Source organism: Edaphobacter sp., from assembly GCF_035532915.1.
Classification (GTDB): domain Bacteria; phylum Acidobacteriota; class Terriglobia; order Terriglobales; family Acidobacteriaceae; genus Edaphobacter.
This window is the reverse complement of record NZ_DATKQC010000135.1, coordinates 1-19,730: the sequence shown is the minus strand read 5'-3', so window position 1 is coordinate 19,730 and position 19,730 is coordinate 1. Positions and strand designations below refer to the sequence as shown.

17 protein-coding genes and 1 riboswitch are annotated in these 19,730 nt (G+C 55.4%); of the genes, 9 read left to right on the top strand and 8 right to left on the bottom strand.

Annotated elements, in window-relative coordinates; genetic code table 11:
• Positions 1-162 precede the first annotated feature (162 nt).
• On the top strand, positions 163-2,586 hold the full coding sequence (gene lon, locus VMU57_RS06730) for an endopeptidase La (RefSeq protein WP_325381881.1): 2,424 nt from the start codon (positions 163-165) through the stop codon (positions 2,584-2,586).
• A 71-nt stretch (positions 2,587-2,657) separates the two neighbouring features.
• Here lon and VMU57_RS06725 read toward each other — a convergent pair whose 3' ends face one another.
• The 5 genes from VMU57_RS06725 to nuoI all read right to left on the bottom strand — a co-directional run bounded on the left by VMU57_RS06725 (position 2,658) and on the right by nuoI (position 5,995).
• On the bottom strand, positions 2,658-2,807 hold the full coding sequence (locus VMU57_RS06725) for a lmo0937 family membrane protein (RefSeq protein ID WP_325381866.1): 150 nt from the start codon (positions 2,805-2,807) through the stop codon (positions 2,658-2,660).
• Positions 2,808-3,006: 199 nt separating this feature from the next.
• On the bottom strand, positions 3,007-3,288 hold the full coding sequence (locus VMU57_RS06720) for a MoaD/ThiS family protein (protein WP_325381865.1): 282 nt from the start codon (positions 3,286-3,288) through the stop codon (positions 3,007-3,009).
• Positions 3,278-4,567: a threonine synthase gene (gene thrC, locus VMU57_RS06715; protein WP_325381864.1), complete on the bottom strand. Its 1,290-nt coding sequence runs from the start codon at positions 4,565-4,567 to the stop codon at positions 3,278-3,280. Before thrC ends, VMU57_RS06720 begins: the two co-directional genes overlap by 11 nt.
• A gap of 118 nt (positions 4,568-4,685) precedes the next feature.
• A riboswitch (SAM riboswitch) is annotated at positions 4,686-4,791 on the bottom strand.
• Between the two features lie 144 nt (positions 4,792-4,935).
• Positions 4,936-5,310, bottom strand: a complete 375-nt coding sequence (locus tag VMU57_RS06710) for a hypothetical protein (RefSeq protein ID WP_325381863.1) — start codon at positions 5,308-5,310, stop codon at positions 4,936-4,938.
• Positions 5,311-5,491: 181 nt separating this feature from the next.
• Positions 5,492-5,995 (bottom strand): NADH-quinone oxidoreductase subunit NuoI, encoded by a 504-nt coding sequence (gene nuoI / locus VMU57_RS06705; protein ID WP_325381862.1) that lies wholly within the window; start codon positions 5,993-5,995, stop codon positions 5,492-5,494.
• Between the two features lie 124 nt (positions 5,996-6,119).
• Between nuoI and VMU57_RS06700 the strand changes: the two genes are divergently transcribed.
• Together VMU57_RS06700 and VMU57_RS06695 are read left to right on the top strand one after the other, a co-directional pair.
• Positions 6,120-6,659, top strand: coding sequence for a molybdopterin-dependent oxidoreductase (locus tag VMU57_RS06700; RefSeq protein WP_325381861.1), 540 nt, complete (start codon positions 6,120-6,122; stop codon positions 6,657-6,659).
• A gap of 11 nt (positions 6,660-6,670) precedes the next feature.
• On the top strand, positions 6,671-7,582 hold the full coding sequence (locus VMU57_RS06695; protein ID WP_325381860.1) for a LysR family transcriptional regulator: 912 nt from the start codon (positions 6,671-6,673) through the stop codon (positions 7,580-7,582).
• An 87-nt stretch (positions 7,583-7,669) separates the two neighbouring features.
• Here the strand turns inward: VMU57_RS06695 and VMU57_RS06690 are convergent, their stop codons facing one another.
• Together VMU57_RS06690 and VMU57_RS06685 are read right to left on the bottom strand one after the other, a co-directional pair.
• A complete protein-coding gene (locus VMU57_RS06690; RefSeq protein ID WP_325381859.1) occupies positions 7,670-8,008 on the bottom strand; it encodes a P-II family nitrogen regulator in 339 nt (112 codons plus the stop codon).
• Positions 8,009-8,101: 93 nt separating this feature from the next.
• Positions 8,102-9,664 carry an ammonium transporter gene (locus tag VMU57_RS06685; RefSeq protein ID WP_325381858.1) on the bottom strand — a complete coding sequence of 521 codons (1,563 nt, stop codon included), beginning with the start codon at positions 9,662-9,664 and terminating at the stop codon, positions 8,102-8,104.
• Between the two features lie 496 nt (positions 9,665-10,160).
• On the opposite strand from VMU57_RS06685, the gene VMU57_RS06680 reads away from it, so the two are divergent.
• The 6 genes from VMU57_RS06680 to hydA all read left to right on the top strand — a co-directional run bounded on the left by VMU57_RS06680 (position 10,161) and on the right by hydA (position 18,221).
• Positions 10,161-11,390, top strand: coding sequence for a porin (locus tag VMU57_RS06680; protein ID WP_325381857.1), 1,230 nt, complete (start codon positions 10,161-10,163; stop codon positions 11,388-11,390).
• A 76-nt stretch (positions 11,391-11,466) separates the two neighbouring features.
• Positions 11,467-12,897, top strand: a complete 1,431-nt coding sequence (locus tag VMU57_RS06675; protein WP_325381856.1) for a glutamine synthetase family protein — start codon at positions 11,467-11,469, stop codon at positions 12,895-12,897.
• A 321-nt stretch (positions 12,898-13,218) separates the two neighbouring features.
• Positions 13,219-14,025 (top strand): nitrilase-related carbon-nitrogen hydrolase, encoded by an 807-nt coding sequence (locus VMU57_RS06670; RefSeq protein WP_325381855.1) that lies wholly within the window; start codon positions 13,219-13,221, stop codon positions 14,023-14,025.
• 56 nt (positions 14,026-14,081) lie between these two features.
• Positions 14,082-15,410: an FAD-dependent oxidoreductase gene (locus tag VMU57_RS06665; protein ID WP_325381854.1), complete on the top strand. Its 1,329-nt coding sequence runs from the start codon at positions 14,082-14,084 to the stop codon at positions 15,408-15,410.
• Complete coding sequence (gene preA / locus VMU57_RS06660; RefSeq protein ID WP_325381853.1) at positions 15,403-16,818, top strand: NAD-dependent dihydropyrimidine dehydrogenase subunit PreA; 1,416 nt, start codon at positions 15,403-15,405, stop codon at positions 16,816-16,818. Before VMU57_RS06665 ends, preA begins: the two co-directional genes overlap by 8 nt.
• Positions 16,818-18,221: a dihydropyrimidinase gene (gene hydA, locus VMU57_RS06655; protein WP_325381852.1), complete on the top strand. Its 1,404-nt coding sequence runs from the start codon at positions 16,818-16,820 to the stop codon at positions 18,219-18,221. Before preA ends, hydA begins: the two co-directional genes overlap by 1 nt.
• Before the next feature lie 411 nt (positions 18,222-18,632).
• Here hydA and VMU57_RS06650 read toward each other — a convergent pair.
• Positions 18,633-19,730, bottom strand: a 1,098-nt coding sequence (locus VMU57_RS06650; RefSeq protein ID WP_325381851.1) for a hypothetical protein, incomplete at its 5' end; no start/stop codon positions are given.

Here is a 19,730-nt window from a genome sequence, read left to right as displayed (position 1 = left end):
TCCAGCACTCCGTTTGAGGTCTGTTTTCGGGAAAATGGGTGATGTGTACCTTTCCACTTTTCGGATGCAATTCATTCTCCAAGCCGGAGCCATTTACAATCACTCAAAGCCTCTGGCGCGCTTGCACCGTTGCGCGCGGGCGGACGTCTAATAGGGAGCATGATGACTAATCCAACCAAAGAGACGTTGAACGGCGAAGTACGCAAACTGCCCATGATGCCCATCCGCGACATGGTCATCTTCCCTCACATGATGACTCCGTTTGTCGTGGGCCGCGAATCCAGCGTTCGAGCGCTCGAAGAGGCGTTGTCAGGCGACCGGAAGATCTTTCTGGCGACCCAACACGACGCTTCCATCGATGAACCCAATATCGATGATATCTATGAGACGGGCACCATCGGCAATATCGTCCAGAGCGTCAAGATGCCTGATGGAAACATCAAGGTGCTTGTAGAAGGAATCGAGCGGGCACGAGCGACGGCAATCAACGATAACGACGGTTTTTTTGTTGCGACCGTGCGGACCGGGCAGACGCACCTCGAACTGACGCCTCAGGTCGAACAGTTGATGCAGCGTGTCCATACCCTGTTCGAGCAGTACGTGAAGCTGCAGCAATCTCTCAACTACGAAACGATGGCAGCAAGCGTCCGTGCCGATGAACCGGCGAAGCTGGCGGATACGATTGCAGCAAACCTGCAACTGTCCATTGAAGAGAAGCAGCAGTTGTTAGAGGTGTTCGATCCGGAGATGCGCCTATCGCGGGTCGCGGACGTTCTAGATCTTGCCATCGAAAAGTTGAACATGGACCGCACCATCCAGTCTCGCGTGAAGAGACAGATGGAGAAGGCACAAAAAGAGTACTACCTCAACGAGAAGATCAAGGCGATTCAGAAGGAGCTTGGCCGCGGAGAAAAGTCCGAGTTCGATGAGTTGAAGAAGAAGATTGAAGCGGCCGGCATGCCGAAGGATGTTCTTGAAAAGTCGCTTTTGGAGTTGAAGAAGCTTGAGGCGATGCCGCCGATGTCGGCTGAGTCCACCGTCTCGCGCAACTATCTTGACTGGCTGCTCGCGGTGCCGTGGAAGAAGCGGTCCAAGGAGATTCGCTCGATTGAACACGCCGAGCAAATCCTGAACGAAGACCACTATGGCCTGGAAAAAATTAAGGAACGAATTCTTGAATTTCTAGCCGTGCGTCAGTTGGTCAAGAATCCGAAGGGCTCGATCCTGTGCTTTGTCGGGCCTCCGGGCGTGGGCAAAACCTCACTTGGAATGTCGATTGCCAAGGCCACAGGTCGCAAGTTCGTGCGCATGTCACTCGGTGGGGTCAGGGATGAAGCTGAGATTCGCGGCCATCGGCGGACCTATATTGGAGCGCTGCCGGGCCAGATTATTCAGTCGATGAAAAAGGCCGGAACCAAGAACCCGGTATTCATGCTGGATGAGATCGACAAGATGGCATCGGACTTTCGCGGCGATCCGGCCAGTGCCCTGCTTGAAGTTCTGGATCCCGAGCAGAATGCCTCGTTTCAGGACCACTATCTCGACGTAGAGTATGACCTCTCGCAAGTACTCTTCGTCGCAACCGCGAACGTCTTGCACACGATTCCCGGGCCGTTGCAGGACCGCATGGAGATCTTGCGGCTTCATGGCTATACCGAACTCGAAAAGCTGGAAATTGCGAAGCAATATCTGGTCAAGAAGCAGCGCGAAGGCACGGGTTTGACTGACAGCCAGGTCACCTTTGAAGATGACGCTCTGCGGCAGATCATTCGTGGATACACTCGTGAGGCTGGCGTGCGAAATCTCGAGCGCGAGATCGGCAATGTGTGCCGCAAGATTGCACGCCGCGTCGTCAAGAACGGCCCCAAGCATCAGGAGACCGTCACTGGAGAGAATATTGGCGAGATTCTCGGCGTAGCGAAGTTCCGTGACTCTCAGGTCCACGAAAAGAGCGAGGTTGGCCTGGTAACGGGCCTCGCCTGGACGGAGATGGGCGGCACGATTCTGCAGACCGAAGTACAAGTGTTGGACGGTAAAGGCAAGATGACTGCCACCGGACAGCTGGGCGATGTCATGCAGGAATCGGCGCAGGCCGCGTTGAGCTACATACGGTCGCGGGCACATTATCTCGGCTTGCCGAAGGACTTCTATCGGAACGTTGACATTCACGTCCATGTACCGGAAGGTGCTATTCCTAAGGACGGCCCATCGGCGGGCATTACTCTCGCTACCGGCCTGGCCAGTGCTCTGACCAAGATCAAGGTGCGTCGCGATATCGCTATGACCGGGGAGATTACGCTACGCGGCAAGGTGCTTCCTATCGGCGGACTCAAAGAAAAGCTGCTCGCCGCACATCGCGCAGGCATCTTCGAAGCAATTCTTCCCGAAGACAATCGTAAAGATCTGGCGGAACTGCCGGAGCTTCTGAAAACTTCTATGAAGTTCCATTTTGTAGAAGAGATGGATCAGGTTCTCCAAATAGCGCTCGAAGAGAAACTACCTGAACTGCGAGAAGAGACTCCAAGCGGCTTGACTCCTGTCCCGCCACCGATCATTGATGCTTCGCAACCGATCGCACACCAATAAAAGACAGCGATTAAACGCAAAGGCCGAGCCAGTCAGGCTCGGCCTTTGCGTTTAATCGCTGAGAATGAGGCTCAGGCTGACCGTTTGCCAGTCGCGAAGTGCATGATGAAAGAGATGACGGCGAAGATGATAAGCAGGTGAATCAGGAAGCTGCTTATATGCAGGACGAAGAATCCGCCCAGCCATAGAATAATCAGCACCACGGCCAATATCAGAAACATGTAGAGTCCTTCTTTCTTCGTCAATGTATCGCGGCAGGCGCGAAGGTTACAGGTGATAAGAGCTTTGAACAGCTACATCCGTTGTATCTACAATGAAAGAATGTGAGATTGCCCAATCTCGGTCCCAAAAAATAATGCGGCCAGAGAATTCTGGCCGCATTATTTTTTCTGTATTCTCATCTGTAAATCTTCAGGTCGTTTAAGCGATGCCCCCGGCAATCGAAGGGATCAGCATTACCTCATCGCCATCCTGAAACGAGTAGGTCTCGCCGCCTAGGAAGCGAATATCCTCGTCATTGACATAAATGTTGATGAAGCGGCGGAGCTTGCCGTCATCGCCTTTGATCTGGGTGCCGAGAGCGGGAAATGTCTGGTCGATATCGGCGATAAGACCGGGCAGATTCTGCGCAGCGGAGTCGAACTGCTTGCGGCCATCGGTATGGCGGGTGAAGGCAGCGGGAAGAGTTACTTTAATTGCCATGAGTACCTCCAACGGCAGCCAGTTCGGGTTCGGCAGCGCCATCCAACTCCCGCAGGTAAGCATCAAAGTCAGCCAGCCGGGGGCGAACGGCGCGCTCTTCCCGATAGTGTCCGGTCAGCGCGTCAGTTGTTTTAAGACCGTTGCCGGTGATGCAGGCAACAGTAAGTTCGTCGGGGGAGATCCGTCCGTGAGCGTAGAGGCGAGCCGTAACGGCAGTGGTAACGCCTCCAGCCGTCTCCGTGAAGATGCCCTCGGTCTCTGCAAGCTCCTGCATGCCGGATACGAGTTCTACGTCAGAGACGTCTTCAGCCCAGCCCCCCGTGGCCCGAATCATCTGCGAGGCTGCGGGGCCATCGGCAGGGTTCCCGATCGCGAGAGAGCGGGCAATTGTATTTGGCCGCTGGGGCTCAATAAAATCATTGCCCAGCTTGACTGCCTGCGAGATGGGCGAGCAGCCGGTAGCCTGGGCACCAAAGAAGCGGACATGCTTCTCTTCCACAAGGCCAAGGTAGACGAGCTCCTGGAAGGCTTTGCGGATCTTGCGGATGAGCGAACCGCCAGCCATCGGGACGATGACGTTGTCGGGCAGCCGCCAGCCGAGCTTCTCAGCGATCTCGTAGCCTACGGTCTTGGAGCCTTCAGCGTAGTAGGGGCGGAGATTGACATTGACGAAGCCCCAGTTGTACTCGTCGGCAATCTGGCTGCAGAGGCGGTTGACGTGGTCGTAGTTGCCGTCGATGCGAACCAGACGGGCGCCATAGACCTGCGTGTTGAGGATCTTGGCCGCTTCAAGCTCAGCCGGAACGAGAATGCAAGCCTTGATACCGAGGCGCGCGGCCTGTGCGGCAACAGAGTTGGCCAGATTGCCGGTGGAGGAGCAACCAACAGTATCAAAGCCGAAGCGCTGGGCATTTGCCAAAGCTACGGAGACGACACGGTCCTTGAAGCTGAGGGTCGGGAAGCAGACAGCGTCGTTCTTAATGTAGAGGTTGGTTGCACCAATGCGCTTGCCAAGGTTGTTGGCCTTGATGAGAGGAGTGAAGCCGACGGGAAGGTCGGGCTGGTAGCCAGCAGGGATGGGCAGGAGAGCAGCGTAGCGCCAGATGCTGGGCGGACCTGCTGCGATGGCTTCGCGGGTGAAGACACCGCGTGCCGCTTCCAGATCGTAGGCCACTTCAAGCGGGGCCAGACAATCGGGGCATGCGGACAGTGGCTGGTTGCCAAACCGCTTTCCGCACTCGTTGCATTTCAGCTCATACGCCGTACAGGAATAGTTCATTACGCTCTCTCCGAGAGGAGGAGTTTTGAACCTGCGACATACTCTCTTTTGGGGGACACCGCGAACGGCCAGGAAGGTGAAATGGGGTGCAACCTAAAAATTTGGCTGCGTGCTCCTAATCTCATGTTCCCTGTTTCCAGGAGAGAGTTGACACCGGTACGCGTTTGTTCTGTCCGGTTGTCGTGGTGTCACAGGGCTCGTCCCTCAACCACTCTGCATGAAATTCAAATTTGCCCGAAAGCAAACTGGAATAGTTAACTTTTAGCACAACACGGATGCCTCTGCAACTGTTCTGTTAGGAAGTAGATGCGTTCCAACGAGCTACGGCTGCATTTTCTTGCGTGGCTGCGAGGTCAGCTTCGCCGCAACTAATGTTTCGGAACGATGTCGCGGACACCTTCGACAAAGGCTGCCGGATCGAACTCCGTGCGAACGATCTCGTCGGGGCAGTCGGTGAGAATGGCAACGCGCCAGTTGCAGACGAAGGCGATCAACTGGCCGGGCTGAGCTGTCTTAATCGCAGAGCAAAGATGTTCCGCTTCGCCAATTCCTGATTCCCCTTCAACATCGATCAGCACAAGATCGTAAGGCCGCGCCCAGAACATGGACATCCCCTCGGTGTGGCTGAGAGTGGAATCTACATCGAAACCCGAGATGCGAAGAATCTGATCGCGTAACGGACGTAGCATCTCGCGGCGACAGATGTGAAGAATTGTTTGTTTATTGTCTGTGAGTGGTTCCATGGTTGCCTTGCCTTGTTCTTGCCCCTATTGCTATTGTAGCCGCGCGTCTTCTTCTACGACTAATTGCTGTCCCGCCACCCCAGCGCTGCAACATACCTTCCAACAAGAGTTAGGCCCAACGAGGGATGTCGGGCCTAACTCTTTCATAAAAGATGCTTTTGCACTTGATTGCTGACGATATCTAGGCAAGCACTTCGGCTTCGTCCTTTTCGGAGCGAACCGCGTCCGGCAGCTTGTGCGTGGGAACAAGTAGATCTTCTTTGCGCATGACGAGATTGGTAGCGTTAAGGCTGGCGAGCTCGAAGCCGTGGCCATGGGTGATGGCGTCGGTCGGGCAAGCCTCGACACAGTAGCCGCAGAAGATGCAGCGGTTGTAATCAATGTTGTAGACCTTGGCGTAACGTTCGGCCGAGGAGATGCGAGTCGACTCGGTGTTGTCAGCGGCCTCAATATAGATGCAGTTTGACGGGCAAGCCGCAGCGCAGAGAAAACATGCGACACACTTTTCGAGGCCGTTCTCATCGCGTTGAAGCTGGTGCTTGCCGCGGAAACGCTCCTGAAATTTAGCCCCTCGCATTGGACCTTTGCCGTCAGGGTAGTTTTCAACTTCGGTCGGCTGGAACATCTCCTTGAGGGTGATGCTCATTCCCTTGGCTATGGCTGCGGCTGCGCGTACTTTGGACATGCTTCCAGTATAACTTGTGTCAGAAGAGCTTTGCTTGACGAGAAAATATGCTGCCTGGCACCGAAATGACAACTTCTGTGTCGGTACACCTGAAGTCCTTGGCCGTACAGGATAGGATGAGGGGATGAGAGCAATTCGGTTTGCTGGCTATTTGACGGTGGCGATAGTTTTGAGCGCCTATCTGAGCGGGTTTCCGGCACAGGGACAGGAGATGCCGCAGCATATCCATGCCAAAGCCGCCCTCTCGACGAGCCTGACACTTGTCATAGAAGGAAAGGCGACGACGCTCTCCGTAGCTGAGTTGCAGGCGATGCCGCAGAAGACGGTCACAGTCCACAATCCACATACGAAGATGGATGAGAGCTATAGCGGAGTGGAGTTGAGCGATCTGCTGGCGAAGTGTGGCGTGGCGCTGGACAAGACGACACAGAGGCGCATCCTGCGGAGCTATCTGCGGGTGGAAGGAACAGACCACTACTTTGTGCTGTACTCCGCGGCTGAGATTGAAGGAGAGATACACAATGGCGATGTGATTGTGGCCACTGGCATCAATGGCAGCGCCCTCGGAGAAGATGGAGCAATCAAACTGGTAGCGAGCGGCGATAAGAAGCCGATGCGGTGGGTGAGAAACGTTACGAAGATTACGCTGGTAACGGTGGATTAGGGGGATTCATCATGGATTTTGAACAGCTGAAAACATTCGTCGAGGTACAGCGACAGAAGAGTTTTTCCAAGGCAGCCGAGAAGCTGCGGATTACGCAACCGGCAGTCTCTGCGCAGATTCGCTCGCTGGAGCGGGAGATAGGAGAGACGCTGTTCGACCGCAAAGGGGGCAAAGTTACCTTTACTGCGGCGGGGCGTGTCTTTGAGCCGTTCGCCGAACACGCTCTCGATTGCCAGCGGCACATGATGATGATGGTGGCAGAGCAGCTGCGTTCTCCGCGAGGAGAGGTTGGGATCAGCGCGCAGGAGTCCACCAGCCTGTATGTTCTACCGGAAGTGTTCGTGGAGTTCAAGAAATATTATCCAAAGGTTGCGCTAAAGATTATTCGCGCAGAGAGAGCACGCACTCTCGAACTGCTCGCTAACCGGGAGATCGATTTTGGGGTTGTCTCCCTTCCTGTAAAAGATTCGCGTTTTGCGGTAGAGACGATCCATCGCGATGAGCTGGTGCTTGCCGTTCCGAAGGACCACCCGCTGCGCTCCGCAAAGAATGTCGTCGTGAAGGACATTGTGAAGTACCCATTTCTGCTGCCCAAGCAGGGGCGACAGCGCGAGTTGATTCTCAACATCTTTGGGATGCAGGACGTTCAGCCCAAAACCGTGATGGAGGTGGAGAGCGGAGAGCTCATGAAGCGTTTCATCCTTGCGGGCCTCGGCATCGGCTTCTTACCTAGCGCCAACATCGCGGACGAGATCAAGCACGGCTCCCTGGAGATTGTGAAGATTGAATCGCTACGCCTCACGCGTGATCTAGGGATTGTTTACCTCAAAGAGAAATCGATGACGCGAGCCACCAAGGCGTTTCTGGAGATTGCCGCGCGCGATGTCAGTGGGCCGGGGTCCGCAGGGCTCGCGGCTGAATAAGCCGTTCCGAGTTATAGCAACTTAAGAAAAGCCCGCATCGAGTTTTATCACTCGATGCGGGCTTTTCTTTTATCGGTCGCGAATGCTCTACAAAGCTCGCTCACCGCGTTCCTGGTTTCTTATACGAATCGCATCTTCGGCTTTGAAGAGGAATATCTTTCCATCCCCAATCTCTCCCGTCGCTCCGTGCTTGATGATGGCTTCAATGATTGGCTCGACACGTTCGTCCGGAACAACAATTTCGATTCGCAGCTTGGGGATCAGGCTGACTTCATACTCTCGACCACGATAAGTTTCAGTGTGGCCCTTCTGTCTGCCGTGTCCGCGGACTTCTCCTACCGTCATACCCTCGACACCGAGGTCCGAGAGTGCTTCCTTAATCGCGTCGAACTTGTTCGGCCTTACAATCGCCTCTATTTTTGTCATGCTGTCCTCGCATCGATTCATCAGGTTGGATAGTGAGCTTCAAAAAAGAGCAAGACGCGAGGGAATGTCCGATAGCGGCCATTCCCTCACGAGCTATCTGCCGTCCGTCATGCCCGAAGGTGAGCCAAGGGCAGTGATGACGTATTCGGGATAAGCAGAGATGCCGTGCTCGTGCAGATCGATGCCGTAGAGTTCGCCCTCTTTCGATACACGAAGCGTACCGGTGAGATTGACCACCCACATGAGCAACATGGCCACCGCGAAGGTCGATACGGTAATGATCGCGCTCCCAATGAACTGTGCCTTGAGCAGCGTCAAGCCGCCACCGTAGAAGAGACCTCTCAGCGGAGCGCTGTTGTCCGGAGCAAGCGGGCCTGTGGCACCGTACTTCCCTACGGCGAAGAAGCCGAGGGAGAGCGTGCCCCAGATGCCGCACATTCCATGAACGGGTACTGCGCCGATAGGATCGTCGATGCGGAGCCACTCCAGTAACTCGACCCCTAAGACGACGATGATACCGGCGACACCGCCCAGGATGATCGATCCGGTTGGACTTACCCAATAGCAGGGGCAGGTAATTGCCACAAGCCCGGCGAGGAATCCATTGACCGTGAAACTGATATCCCATTTCTTACTCATGAAGTAAGCGAACGTCATGGCAGTGAGGCCAGCAGCGCAGGCGGCGAGGGTTGTATTTGCAGAGACTCTGCCGATGCCCTCGAAATCCATTGCGGAGAGGGTGCTGCCAGGGTTGAATCCGTACCAGCCGAACCAGAGAAGCAGGCCGCCCGATGCAGCAATCGTAAGGTCATGAGGAAGCATGGGGCCGCCGCCATCGCGCTTGAACTTTCTGCCTAGACGCGGGCCAAGAACGATTGCCCCTGCAAGAGCGACCATGCCGCCGATAGTATGTACGACTGTCGAGCCAGCGAAATCGTGAAAGCTTTGGCCGAGTGTGGGAAGGAAGCCGCCGGTGGCTCCCATGGTCGCGAGGAAGCCGTCCGGACCCCATGCCCAGTGCCCGATGATGGGATAGATGAAGCCGGAGACACCAAGACTGTAGAGCAGGTCTCCGACAAAACCGGTACGTCCGATCATGGCTCCAGAGGTGATGGTGGAGCAGGTATCAGCGAAGGCAAACTGGAAGATCCAGAAGGCCAGGAAGCTGACGCCGGTGGACTCGTAAGTTGCCGGAATGTCTTTCAAAAAGAACCAGTGATAGCCGATGAATCCATTGCCATGGCTGAACATGAATGCGAAGCCGATGGCATAGAAGAGCAGGCCGCAGAGACAGGTATCGACGATACACTCCATCAACACGTTGACTGTCTCGCGCGATCGGCAGAAGCCAGCCTCGAGCATGGTGAAGCCGACTTGCATTCCAAATACCAGGAAAGCGGCGACCAGCGTCCACATGGTATTGACTGGGTTGACGATGTCAGCTGCCTTTACGGGCGAATCCGCAGCCAACACGTTGGTAAAGCAGAGCTCGGTGATAAAGGTGGCGACCAGCATGACAGCCGCAACACCAAGTACCTTGCCGACGAGCATAACCATGCCGTAACGACGCCACTGAGCCTCGTGCAGGCGCTCGCCGAGTCGGCTGATCTTCTGCGGGAAGGATAGTCTTACTGCCTGGTTCACTGTTTGTGACATTCAGAGAACTCCTTTGCTGGAAAGTAGATAACGCTATTGAGACACGTATCGCTAAGACCTGGAAGGCGCCTGGAGCCCAACTGCCTGATTTTGCGATCCCTGGTTACGTTGCGGTAGCTGTACCGTACACAGCCCGATGCTGAGCATCAAGCCCTCATTCGCAGAAGAACTTTTTTCTATGGACCGCATTACTTTTTGCGACCGAAGCAGGGATAAAGGCAGAGTATTCGGCGATCAAGATAGCTTTTTTTGATATGCCATATCGAATGCGTTGATTCGCGCAGAATGACGAAAGAATGCCGAAATCTGCGTGCTATACCCAACTTACACACACTTAGCAGACTGCTCAGAATCACTCTCTGACAGGATGAGGGCCATCAATCACCGCTGGCATTCGCGCCAGCATGCTTATGACTTCTTAACGGTTTCCATACGGACTTCCTATTATTTGCGCATTACCATCACAGCACCCAACAAGAGAGAGGACACTGAAACGATGGCTCAATCAAAGAGGAAGACTACACTGACTAGAACCATGATCGCGGCCTTGGCATGTTGCGCCGGAGCACTTTTAACCACGCAGCACTCCCAGGCACAGGACGCATCTCCACCCCCTCCGCCGTCAAGCACTGCATCCGCGACACCTCCCAGCACAGCACCGGCTCCTGCCGCTGCCGCTCCCTCGGTCTGGAGCGTTGGCGGAATCGACTTCAGCGGCCTGGTAGATGGCTACTACAACTTCAATGCAAATCATCCGCCCGACAGCACTAACGGCAACCAGCTCCGCAACTTTGACTATGACGCTAATACCTTTAGCTTGAATATGGCCAAGCTGACGATGTCTCACGATCCCGATCCGGTCGGATTCCGCATCGATCTTGGGTTTGGTAAAGCTTTCAACGAAATCCTCAGCACCGAACCTAACTTCAAGCATCTGGAGCAAGCCTTCGTTAGCTGGAAACCCACCAAGGGAAAAGGGTTCGAAGCGGACTTCGGTGAGTTTGTGACCTCGGCTGGAGCAGAAGTGATTGAAACCAAGGACAACTGGAACTACTCACGTTCGCTGCTGTTCTCGCTGGCGATTCCCTATTACCATGTCGGATTGCGCACCTCCATGCCACTGACCAAAAGCTTCACCGCTGGCGTTCAGGTTGTGAACGGCTGGAACAACTTCAGCGACAATAACAGCGGCAAAACTATCGGGCTTACGGGTGTCTACACGAAGCCGAAGTACACGCTGAGCGCAAACTACTATGTCGGCCCCGAGAACAACAAGACCAACAAGGGATATCGCAACCTTATCGATACCACCTTGTTGCTGACACCAACTCCAAAGGTCAGCGCGTACATCAACTATGACTACGGCCAGAACCGGAACGCGGGGGCCATCGATAGCGACGTAGCCACGCCGCAGTATCAGACCACCGATCTGGCTCATTGGCAGGGTATCGCCGCGGCTCTGCACTATCAGGCCACGAGCAAAGTTGCCTTTACACCTCGTTTCGAATACTTCAAGGACGAGTCGGGGTTCTCAACCGGGACAGTGCAGAATGTCAACGAATTTACCCTGACCGGAGAATACAAGATGCCGGAAGGCCTTCTGGCACGGCTCGAATTCCGCCGCGATGACTCCGATCAACCGTATTTCGTAAAAGGCAGCCGCCTCGTGGATGCACAGTCAACCTTGGAGGCTGGCGTGGTTGCCTTCTTTGGGCCAAAGAGATAAACAACTTCAGTGATCGCGCGAAGTAGCTTCCCTTTCGGCTTTATTCACCGATACCTATTTATAACGAAGGAGCGTTATGTCGACTGTATTGCGAAATTTTCTCGAGCTTTCCTATTCAGAATTGGAAGAGCTAAATCTTGAGGCCAAAGAGCAACGACGCAACCGTGTAGCCGCGGATGTCATCCAGGAGGCTCGACTCAAATATCTAACGGACACTCCGGGTATCAAGGCCGTGACCGTCATGTTCAGCGACCTTGAGGGTCGTCTTCACATGCTGGATTATGACAAAAAGTTTCTGCTCAAAAGCTGGGATAATCTGACCTTCGATGGATCGTCGATTCGCGGCTTTACCGCTCAGCGAGAGAGCGACCTGCGTTTGGCCCTGGACTGGAGCGCCTTTTACTGGGCTCCGTCCGATGTCTTCGGCGCAGGCAAAGTGCTCGTCTTTGGCGAAGTCATCGACAAGGGCGGCGCTCCCTACAGCGCTGACATCCGCGGATTGTTGAAACAGTTCTCGAATAAGTTGCATGCAGAGCATGGCTACACGCTGAATGCAGCGAACGAGATCGAAGGCTTCTTATTTGAAGGAGCCGATGCGGAGCGTTGCTTCCACGACACGGGCGACTTCAAATATGTGAATACCGGAGGCTACTATCACTCACTTCCCGGGGACCCGTTACGCACCTTCATCGATACCGCAGCCGAAGTGCAGCGGGCGATGGGATTTGAAAACGAGAAGGACCATCCTGAGGTTGCGCCGTCGCAATTTGAAATCAACTATAGCTACGGAGAGGTGGTCGCAGCAGCCGATCAGATTCAACTTTATAAGCTGATCTGTCGGCAGATTGCGACACAGATGGGCATGACCGCGAGTTTCCTGCCGAAGCCTGTGGTCGGCGTCAACGGCAGCGGCATGCACACGAACATCTCCATCTCGAAGAACAAAAAGAATCTCTTCTGGGATGCGAATGGCGAGGAGAAGATATCGAAGTTTGCATGGCAGTTCGTGGATCGCATTCTGACGCACGGCAATGACATCTGCCTGCTGCTGAATGCGAGCGTCAACTCGTACCGCCGGCTCGATCCACACTTCGAGGCTCCCAACCAGATCAAGGCTTCGGCGACGGATCGCGGTTCCATGGTGCGCATTCCTATCGGCAACGAGAAGAGCGCGCGCGTGGAGGTGCGTTCCGTGGGCCCGGATGCGAACCCCTACATGGTCCTGTATTCGGTCTTCAAGAGCGGGCTTCACGGCGATACGGCGAAGATCAAAAATCTGCGCCAGGCGGAGCGCTACCTGCCGGACAACATCTACACCGCACTCGAAGGTTTCCGCGATTCAAAGTGGACGACTGAGCTATTGGGTGAGGATGTTAAGGCCCGCTATGCCGACCTGAAGCAGGCATCCGCGGACCGCTGCCCTCGCCTGCTGGGCACGATTGTGAAGGCGCCTGAGGTGCAGTTCCATCACGATGTCTACAACCAGCTTCTTTGGGGCCAGTTCTAACCGAAGCTGCAACCTTTGTTTCCTTTGGTTGCGCAATAGCCGACTCTCCGGGGAGTCGGCTATTCTTTTGCGAATGGCGTAAAATCGATGGTGTAAGTATCTTGCGTATTCACCTTGGACCGCAAGACGCAAACGTGAGATTTGAATCAGGTGAGCTCGAGCGAGCGATCCGACATATTTCTAAGGCTGTTGGCAATGTGATTTTGCCAGGGATCTGCACTCTCGTAGGAGGCGGAATCCACGGAAGGATTTATCAGAATGTCGCGTATCATTCGTTGTTCCCTGATCCAGACGACAAGCGTTGATCATGAAGGAAGATCGTTGGCCGAGATTAAGCGGGCCATGATCGACAAGCATATTCCCCTCATTCGTCAGGCTGCTGCTGAAGGTTCGCAGATAGTTTGCCTTCAGGAACTTTTCTATGGGCCATACTTCTGCGCGGAGCAGTCCACTCGCTGGTATGACATGGCAGAGGCTGTGCCCGATGGCCCAACGATAACACTCATACAGAATTTGGCGAAGGAGTTACAGATCGCCATCATCGCCCCGATCTACGAGATGGAAGGCACAGGCGTGTACTACAACACGGCTGCGGTAATCGATAGCCACGGCAGCTATCTCGGAAAGTACCGCAAGTCACATCTTCCGCATCTCGATCCGGGCTTCTGGGAGAAGTTTTACTTTCGTCCGGGCAATCTTGGATTCCCTGTCTTCGACCTGGGCTTCTGCAAGATTGGCGTCTATCTCTGCTACGACCGCCATTTTCCAGAAGGAGCGCGTGCGCTGGGACTGAATGGCGCCGACATTGTCTTCAATCCTTCTGCGACCGTTGCAGGGCTAAGCGAATATCTGTGGAAGCTGGAGCAACCGGCACATGCGGCAGCGAATGGATACTTCGTTGGCGCAATCAATCGAGTTGGCACGGAAGCTCCATGGAATATCGGCGAGTTTTTCGGGCAGAGTTACTTCTGCAATCCACGCGGCCAGATTTTTTCCGAGGCCTCGCGTGACAAAGACGAGGTGCTTACCGCCGATCTCGATCTCGATCAGGTTGCCGAAGTACGGAAGACATGGCAGTTCTACCGCGATCGCAGACCCGAGATGTACGGCGATCTGGTCAAGCCATAGTTCCCTTCCCTCTTGTCCTTGACGACGAGTTTTCATTTATCCCGAGGTAAGTAATAATGCAGGAGTTACTCCAGCAGAAGCCAGAGATCGCAGAGAAGTTTGGAGACCTGCATCCGCCTTTTGAGGCGCAGGCCGCAGTGGTTGAAGCGAACCGCTGCCTGAATTGCTTTGACGCTCCCTGTACCAGCGCCTGTCCTACACATATCGATGTGCCAAAGTTTATTAAGAGGATTGCCAGCGGCAACCTGCACGGCGCGGCGCTTGGCATTCTCGACGCAAATGTCCTTGGAGCCAGTTGCGCTCGTGTATGCCCTGTAGACGTGCTCTGCGAAGGTGCTTGTGTGATGCATGGCTTCAACGAACAGCCGATTGATATTGGGCGGCTCCAGCGATATGCAATGGAAGGCTTCCGTGCACAGGGCGGCAAACTACCGCGAAAGTCGGACGAGAACCGATCTGAAAAGATTGCTTGTATTGGCGCAGGCCCCGCGTCCTTAGCAGCAGCGGCAGAGTTGCAGCAACGAGGTTTTCAAGTAACTGTCTTCGACAAGCGTCTTTTGCCCGGCGGTTTGAATACCTATGGAATCGCGGAGTACAAACTACACCTGGCAGATAGCCTTGACGAGATCGAGTTGATCAAGGAGTTGGGCGTCGAATTCCGATTGGGTGTCGAGATTTTCGGCGAGACCTCGCTCGCCGAACTCGAAGCTGAATTCGACATGATCTTCATTGGCGTAGGCCTTGGCGCAATGCATCGGCTATCTATTCCGGGCGAATCTCATCCCGGCGTTATCGACGCTCTGCAATTCATCGAAGACTATAAGACGGGAAAGACCACTCCGGTCGAGGGCAATGTCGTCGTCGTTGGCGCGGGCAATACTGCCATCGATGCGGCTAATGCAGCAAAGCGGCTTGGAGCTATGAGTGTTTCGATTCTCTACCGGCGCACGAGAGACCACATCTCTGCATTTGACTTTGAATACCGGCAAGCCTTGCAAGAGGGCATTCACTTTCTCTGGTTGACGGAATTGATGGCGATTCATTCCTCCGCTGCTGAGATTACCTCTGTCGAATGCGTGCGCATGGAGATTGATTCCGATGGATTATTCAAACCAGTTGACGGTTCAACCTTCCATCTGGAAGGCAACATGGTGATTCCTGCAATTGGCCAGTCTCCGATGCTTGAGCTTCTCGCCCAATGTCGCGATGTACAGTTGGAACACGGACGAGTCGTGGTGAATCGCACAACCGGGCAGACTACGAATCCGAAGTATTTTGCCGGCGGCGATTGTGTTAACGGCGGACGCGAAGTGGTGGACGCAGTGGCAGACGGCAAGCGCGCTGGTGTCGCTATCGCTCGTCTGCTGGAGGCGATATATGTCTAAGTACAGCGTGAAACCGAATCTCTCCGTAAACTTTGCTGGTATTCATTCGCCAAATCCATTCTGGCTGGCTTCCGCGCCGCCAACCAACACTGGCGAACAGATTATGCGGGCGTTCGATGCCGGATGGGGCGGCGCAGTATGGAAGACGATGGGCGCGCAGGTGACGAATACCTCTTCGCGTTATTCGTCGATCAACTGGGGTGGCCAGCGCATGATGGGCTTCAGCAATATTGAGCTGATCAGCGACCGTCCGCTGGATGTGAATCTGCGTGAGTTGGCAGAGGTGAAGAAACGCTATCCGAAGCAAGCGCTCATTGCCTCGTTGATGGTGGAATCTACGCGCGAGGCATGGCATACCGTTGTGCAACAGGCGGAGGATGCTGGCGCCGATGGACTGGAGTTGAACTTCGGTTGTCCTCATGGAATGAGCGAGCGCGGTATGGGATCAGCGGTCGGTCAAGTTCCCGAGTATGCCGAGATGATTACGGCTTGGGTGAAGGAGAAGGCTCGAACTCCGGTCATCGTCAAGCTGACGCCCAATATCACCGACATTCGGGAGGTGGCGCGAGCGGCGAAACGCGGCGGCGCTGATGCGCTTGCTGCCATCAATACCATCAACTCAATCACCGGCATCGATCTGGATACGTTGATGCCGCAGCCGAATGTCGATGGCAGATCCTCGCATGGAGGTTATAGCGGGCCAGCGGTGAAGCCGATTGCGTTGAACATGGTGCAGCAGGTGATGAGCGATCCGGAGGCGATGCTGCCTCTCTCTGGAATCGGCGGCATTGCTGCATGGAAAGATGCGGCGGAGTTTATCCTTCTGGGTTCTGGCACGGTGCAGGTTTGCACAGCGGTGATGCGCTTTGGATATCGCATCGTCGAGGACATGATCGATGGCCTTGAGAACTGGATGTGCGAGAAGGGCTTTCATTCCATCGAGGACTTTCGCGGGCTCAGCCTGCCGAAGGTGACCGAATGGAAGGACCTGAACCTGAACTACAAGGTCGTCGCGCACATCGATGAGGCAAAGTGCATTGGCTGCGGTCTTTGCTATACGGCTTGCTGGGACGGAGCGCATCAGTGTATCCATGTCGACCGAGTGAGCGGAGCTGTCAATGGTCCTATCGAGTTGCACGCGAAGCCTACTGAAGTGGAAGCGGCCAGTCGAAGCAGCATTACGGTCACTCCGATTCCGAAGCTCGATGGCGATATAGCGCGTCAACCTTATGTGACTCCGCTTGCTCGCATTCCTCGCGTGGACGAGACAGAGTGCGTTGGCTGCAATCTGTGTTCGCTGGTTTGTCCTGTCGATGCGTGCATCACGATGGTGGAAGTGAAGACGCATCTTCCAGCGGAGACGTGGGAAGAGCGCTCTGCTGCGTGTCTGACAGGAGAGAGTTGCTGATGGGTTTGCTGATTCAAAATGGAACGGTTGTCACTGCTGAAAAAACCTTCGCTGCCGATGTGCTTGTAGAAGGCGAAGTGATTAAAGAAGTGCGCTCGGGGATTGCAGCGGCTGGTCATACCGTTGTCGATGCGGCGGGAATGCTGGTGCTTCCGGGCGGCATCGATGCGCATACGCATCTTGACATGCCGTTCGGCGGTACGATGTCGAGCGACGATTTCGAGACGGGCACACGTGCTGCGGCCATCGGAGGAACGACCACGATCGTGGACTTCGCCATCCAGGCCAAAGGGACGAAGATGCGCGATGCTCTCGATCTGTGGTGGAAGAAGGCCGAGGGCAAGGCCTGCATCGACTATGGCCTGCACATGATCGTTACCGATCTGGGCAGCGATGCGGGCAAGGCCGGCCTCGACGACATGGACAGCATGGTGCGCGAGGGCGTGGCCAGTTTTAAGCTTTTCATGGCTTATCCCAATGTGCTGATGGCCGATGATGCGACCATCTTCAAGGCGCTGCGGCAGACGGCGAAGAACGGCGCGCTGGTCTGCATGCATGCCGAGAACGGCAGCGTCATCGACGTGCTCGTGCAGCAGGCGCTGGCCGAGGGCAAGACTGCGCCGATCTACCATGCGCTGACGCGGCCAACGCTGGCCGAGGCAGAAGCGGTGCAGCGGGCGATTGCCATGGCCGAGATCGCGGGAGCGCCGGTTTACATCGTGCATCTCTCTTCAGAGGATGCTTTGAACCAGGTTCGCGAGGCGCGCGACCGCGGTGTTCCGGCGTTTGCCGAAACCTGTCCGCAGTATCTGCTGCTGTCGATTGAAGACAATATGAACTCCGGCTCTTTCGAGGATGCGAAGTATGTCTTCACTCCTCCGCTGCGCGAGAAGAAAAACCAGGCCAAGCTGTGGGACGGCCTGAAGCATGACCATCTGCAGGTGGTTTCGACCGACCACTGCCCTTTCTGTTTTGCCGACCAGAAGGTGCTGGGGATCGACGACTTTACGAAGATTCCGAACGGCGGCCCGGGGATCGAGCACCGGATGCAGTTGATCCATCATCATGGCGTCAATTCGGGTAAGCTGTCGCTGAACCGCTTTGTCGAGATCACGGCCACCGCCCCGGCGCGGATCTTCGGGATGTATCCGAAGAAGGGGACGATTGCTCCCGGCAGCGATGCGGACATCGTGATCTGGGACCCGAAGGCCGAGCTTACGATCAGCGCCGCGACCCACAACATGCGCTGCGACTACTCGATGTTTGAGGGGTATCGGGTGAAGGGTAATGCCCGGCAGGTGTTCTCGGCGGGCGAGTTGATCGTTGAGGGCGGAAAATTTCTTGGCAAGGCCGGGAGGGGCAGATATCTGAAGCGTGAGCCGCGTGGGGGCGCGTGGCGCTGAGGTACCCCTCCCCCTGGACTTTACCCCCAAAGTCTTCATTCCATAGGACTTATTTCGTAAAGTCTTCATTTTAGATACTTTACGGGCAAGTCATTGTTTATAAAAGATTTATGCCGAACTTCTGCCGGTTACTTTCGTTTATTCACCGCTCTTCTGGAGAGGTTCTCCTCCTGATGTAGTTTTGGCGATTCGAGCAAAACGCAGATTCCCTTCGGGAATGACAAACAAAAGGAAGCCACACCTGAGAAAAGTAGATAACTATAGTTTAGCAATTGGCGAGGAACTAATTTGCAACACGTATGTCGTTTATTTTGTTAGATTTATGCGACTTTGGGGCTTGACAAGAATTTTGCTGGCGTTTTTGAGGGGGTGAGCAATAACCTTTTATAAATCAAGACTTTGGAGTCCTGGTTAGAAGGTGAAGGCCAGACCGGCCTGAAGCGCTCTTGGGGATTGGGCGAGGAAGAGAGTCTTGCCGTCGGCGGAGACGAAGGGGCGGTAGCCCTGGGCAAGCAGGTTGGTGACGTCGACGGTGGCCTCGAGGCCGGGAGGCAGGAGGTTGCCGAACTTGATGGCCTGTCGGAGATAGCAGCTCAGGTAGGCCTGATCGCTGAAAGCGGCGTAGGGGTTGACCGCCGTCACCATGCGGGCCGGCTGCCAGCGGTAGGCGGCGCGGACGCTGGTACCGCTGCGAAGTACCCTTCCCTTGAGGGCGAGCGTCGCCGTCTGCGAGGTCATCGGCTTGAGCGCGGTGGGCATGTCCTCCATGGTGAGAACCTCTTCACCCTTGGCCGTGAGCGCCGCGCCGGTGCTGTATTCAAGGGCGATCCACATATTCGTGGTGATCGGCTCGGAGAGCATGAGGTTCATTCCATTGGTCTTGTAGCCAGCGTTGAGGAGGCGGAAGCTGCCGGTGGTCTGGTCGGCCAGAACGCCGCCCATCGGCGATTCGTCGGCCTGGGCAATATCGGCGTCGCTGAGCGAGCCGCCGCCTTCGACCATCACCTGATTGAGAGAATCAAAATAGTAGGAGAGCTGGACCAGGCCGGGGCCGAGCTTGCGGCCGATGGCGAACTCATGATGCAGCCCGCTCTCGGTGCGCATGCGGCCCTGTGAGGTCACGGCGACCGGCATCTCCTGCTGCACCGTGTTGAGCCCGGCGTAGGATTGCAGATCGCGCGAAGTCGCCATGCGATAACCGATGGTCCACGCTTCCGAGGGATGAGCGGTCACTTTGAGGAAGGGATGTGAAGAGACGCTATATCCTTCGGTATGAAGCACATAGAGGACACCGCCGACCTCGATGTCGGCGAAATCACCGATCTGCATCTTCTCCGCGCTGGCGAGCTGAAGAGCTTGAAGGCCTGGGGTGCCTTCGGAGCCGAGCATCTCCGGGTGGGACTGATAGCTTGCCACCAGGCGGCTGGAGCCGGCGAAGCCCTGTTTCCGCTCGAAGCCTGAAGCGATGTTCATGGACGGCAAACCGATCGACGGCCCAAGGCCGGTTCC

Bases quoted from the DNA above. Each gene is read 5' to 3' on its own strand.
- lon (WP_325381881.1), top strand. From the start codon at position 163: ATGACTAATCCAACCAAAGAGACGTTGAACGGCGAAGTACGCAAACTG.
- VMU57_RS06725 (WP_325381866.1), bottom strand. From the start codon at position 2,807: ATGTTTCTGATATTGGCCGTGGTGCTGATTATTCTATGGCTGGGCGGA.
- VMU57_RS06720 (WP_325381865.1), bottom strand. From the start codon at position 3,288: ATGGCAATTAAAGTAACTCTTCCCGCTGCCTTCACCCGCCATACCGAT.
- thrC (WP_325381864.1), bottom strand. From the start codon at position 4,567: ATGAACTATTCCTGTACGGCGTATGAGCTGAAATGCAACGAGTGCGGA.
- VMU57_RS06710 (WP_325381863.1), bottom strand. From the start codon at position 5,310: ATGGAACCACTCACAGACAATAAACAAACAATTCTTCACATCTGTCGC.
- nuoI (WP_325381862.1), bottom strand. From the start codon at position 5,995: ATGTCCAAAGTACGCGCAGCCGCAGCCATAGCCAAGGGAATGAGCATC.
- VMU57_RS06700 (WP_325381861.1), top strand. From the start codon at position 6,120: ATGAGAGCAATTCGGTTTGCTGGCTATTTGACGGTGGCGATAGTTTTG.
- VMU57_RS06695 (WP_325381860.1), top strand. From the start codon at position 6,671: ATGGATTTTGAACAGCTGAAAACATTCGTCGAGGTACAGCGACAGAAG.
- VMU57_RS06690 (WP_325381859.1), bottom strand. From the start codon at position 8,008: ATGACAAAAATAGAGGCGATTGTAAGGCCGAACAAGTTCGACGCGATT.
- VMU57_RS06685 (WP_325381858.1), bottom strand. From the start codon at position 9,664: ATGTCACAAACAGTGAACCAGGCAGTAAGACTATCCTTCCCGCAGAAG.
- VMU57_RS06680 (WP_325381857.1), top strand. From the start codon at position 10,161: ATGGCTCAATCAAAGAGGAAGACTACACTGACTAGAACCATGATCGCG.
- VMU57_RS06675 (WP_325381856.1), top strand. From the start codon at position 11,467: ATGTCGACTGTATTGCGAAATTTTCTCGAGCTTTCCTATTCAGAATTG.
- VMU57_RS06665 (WP_325381854.1), top strand. From the start codon at position 14,082: ATGCAGGAGTTACTCCAGCAGAAGCCAGAGATCGCAGAGAAGTTTGGA.
- preA (WP_325381853.1), top strand. From the start codon at position 15,403: ATGTCTAAGTACAGCGTGAAACCGAATCTCTCCGTAAACTTTGCTGGT.
- hydA (WP_325381852.1), top strand. From the start codon at position 16,818: ATGGGTTTGCTGATTCAAAATGGAACGGTTGTCACTGCTGAAAAAACC.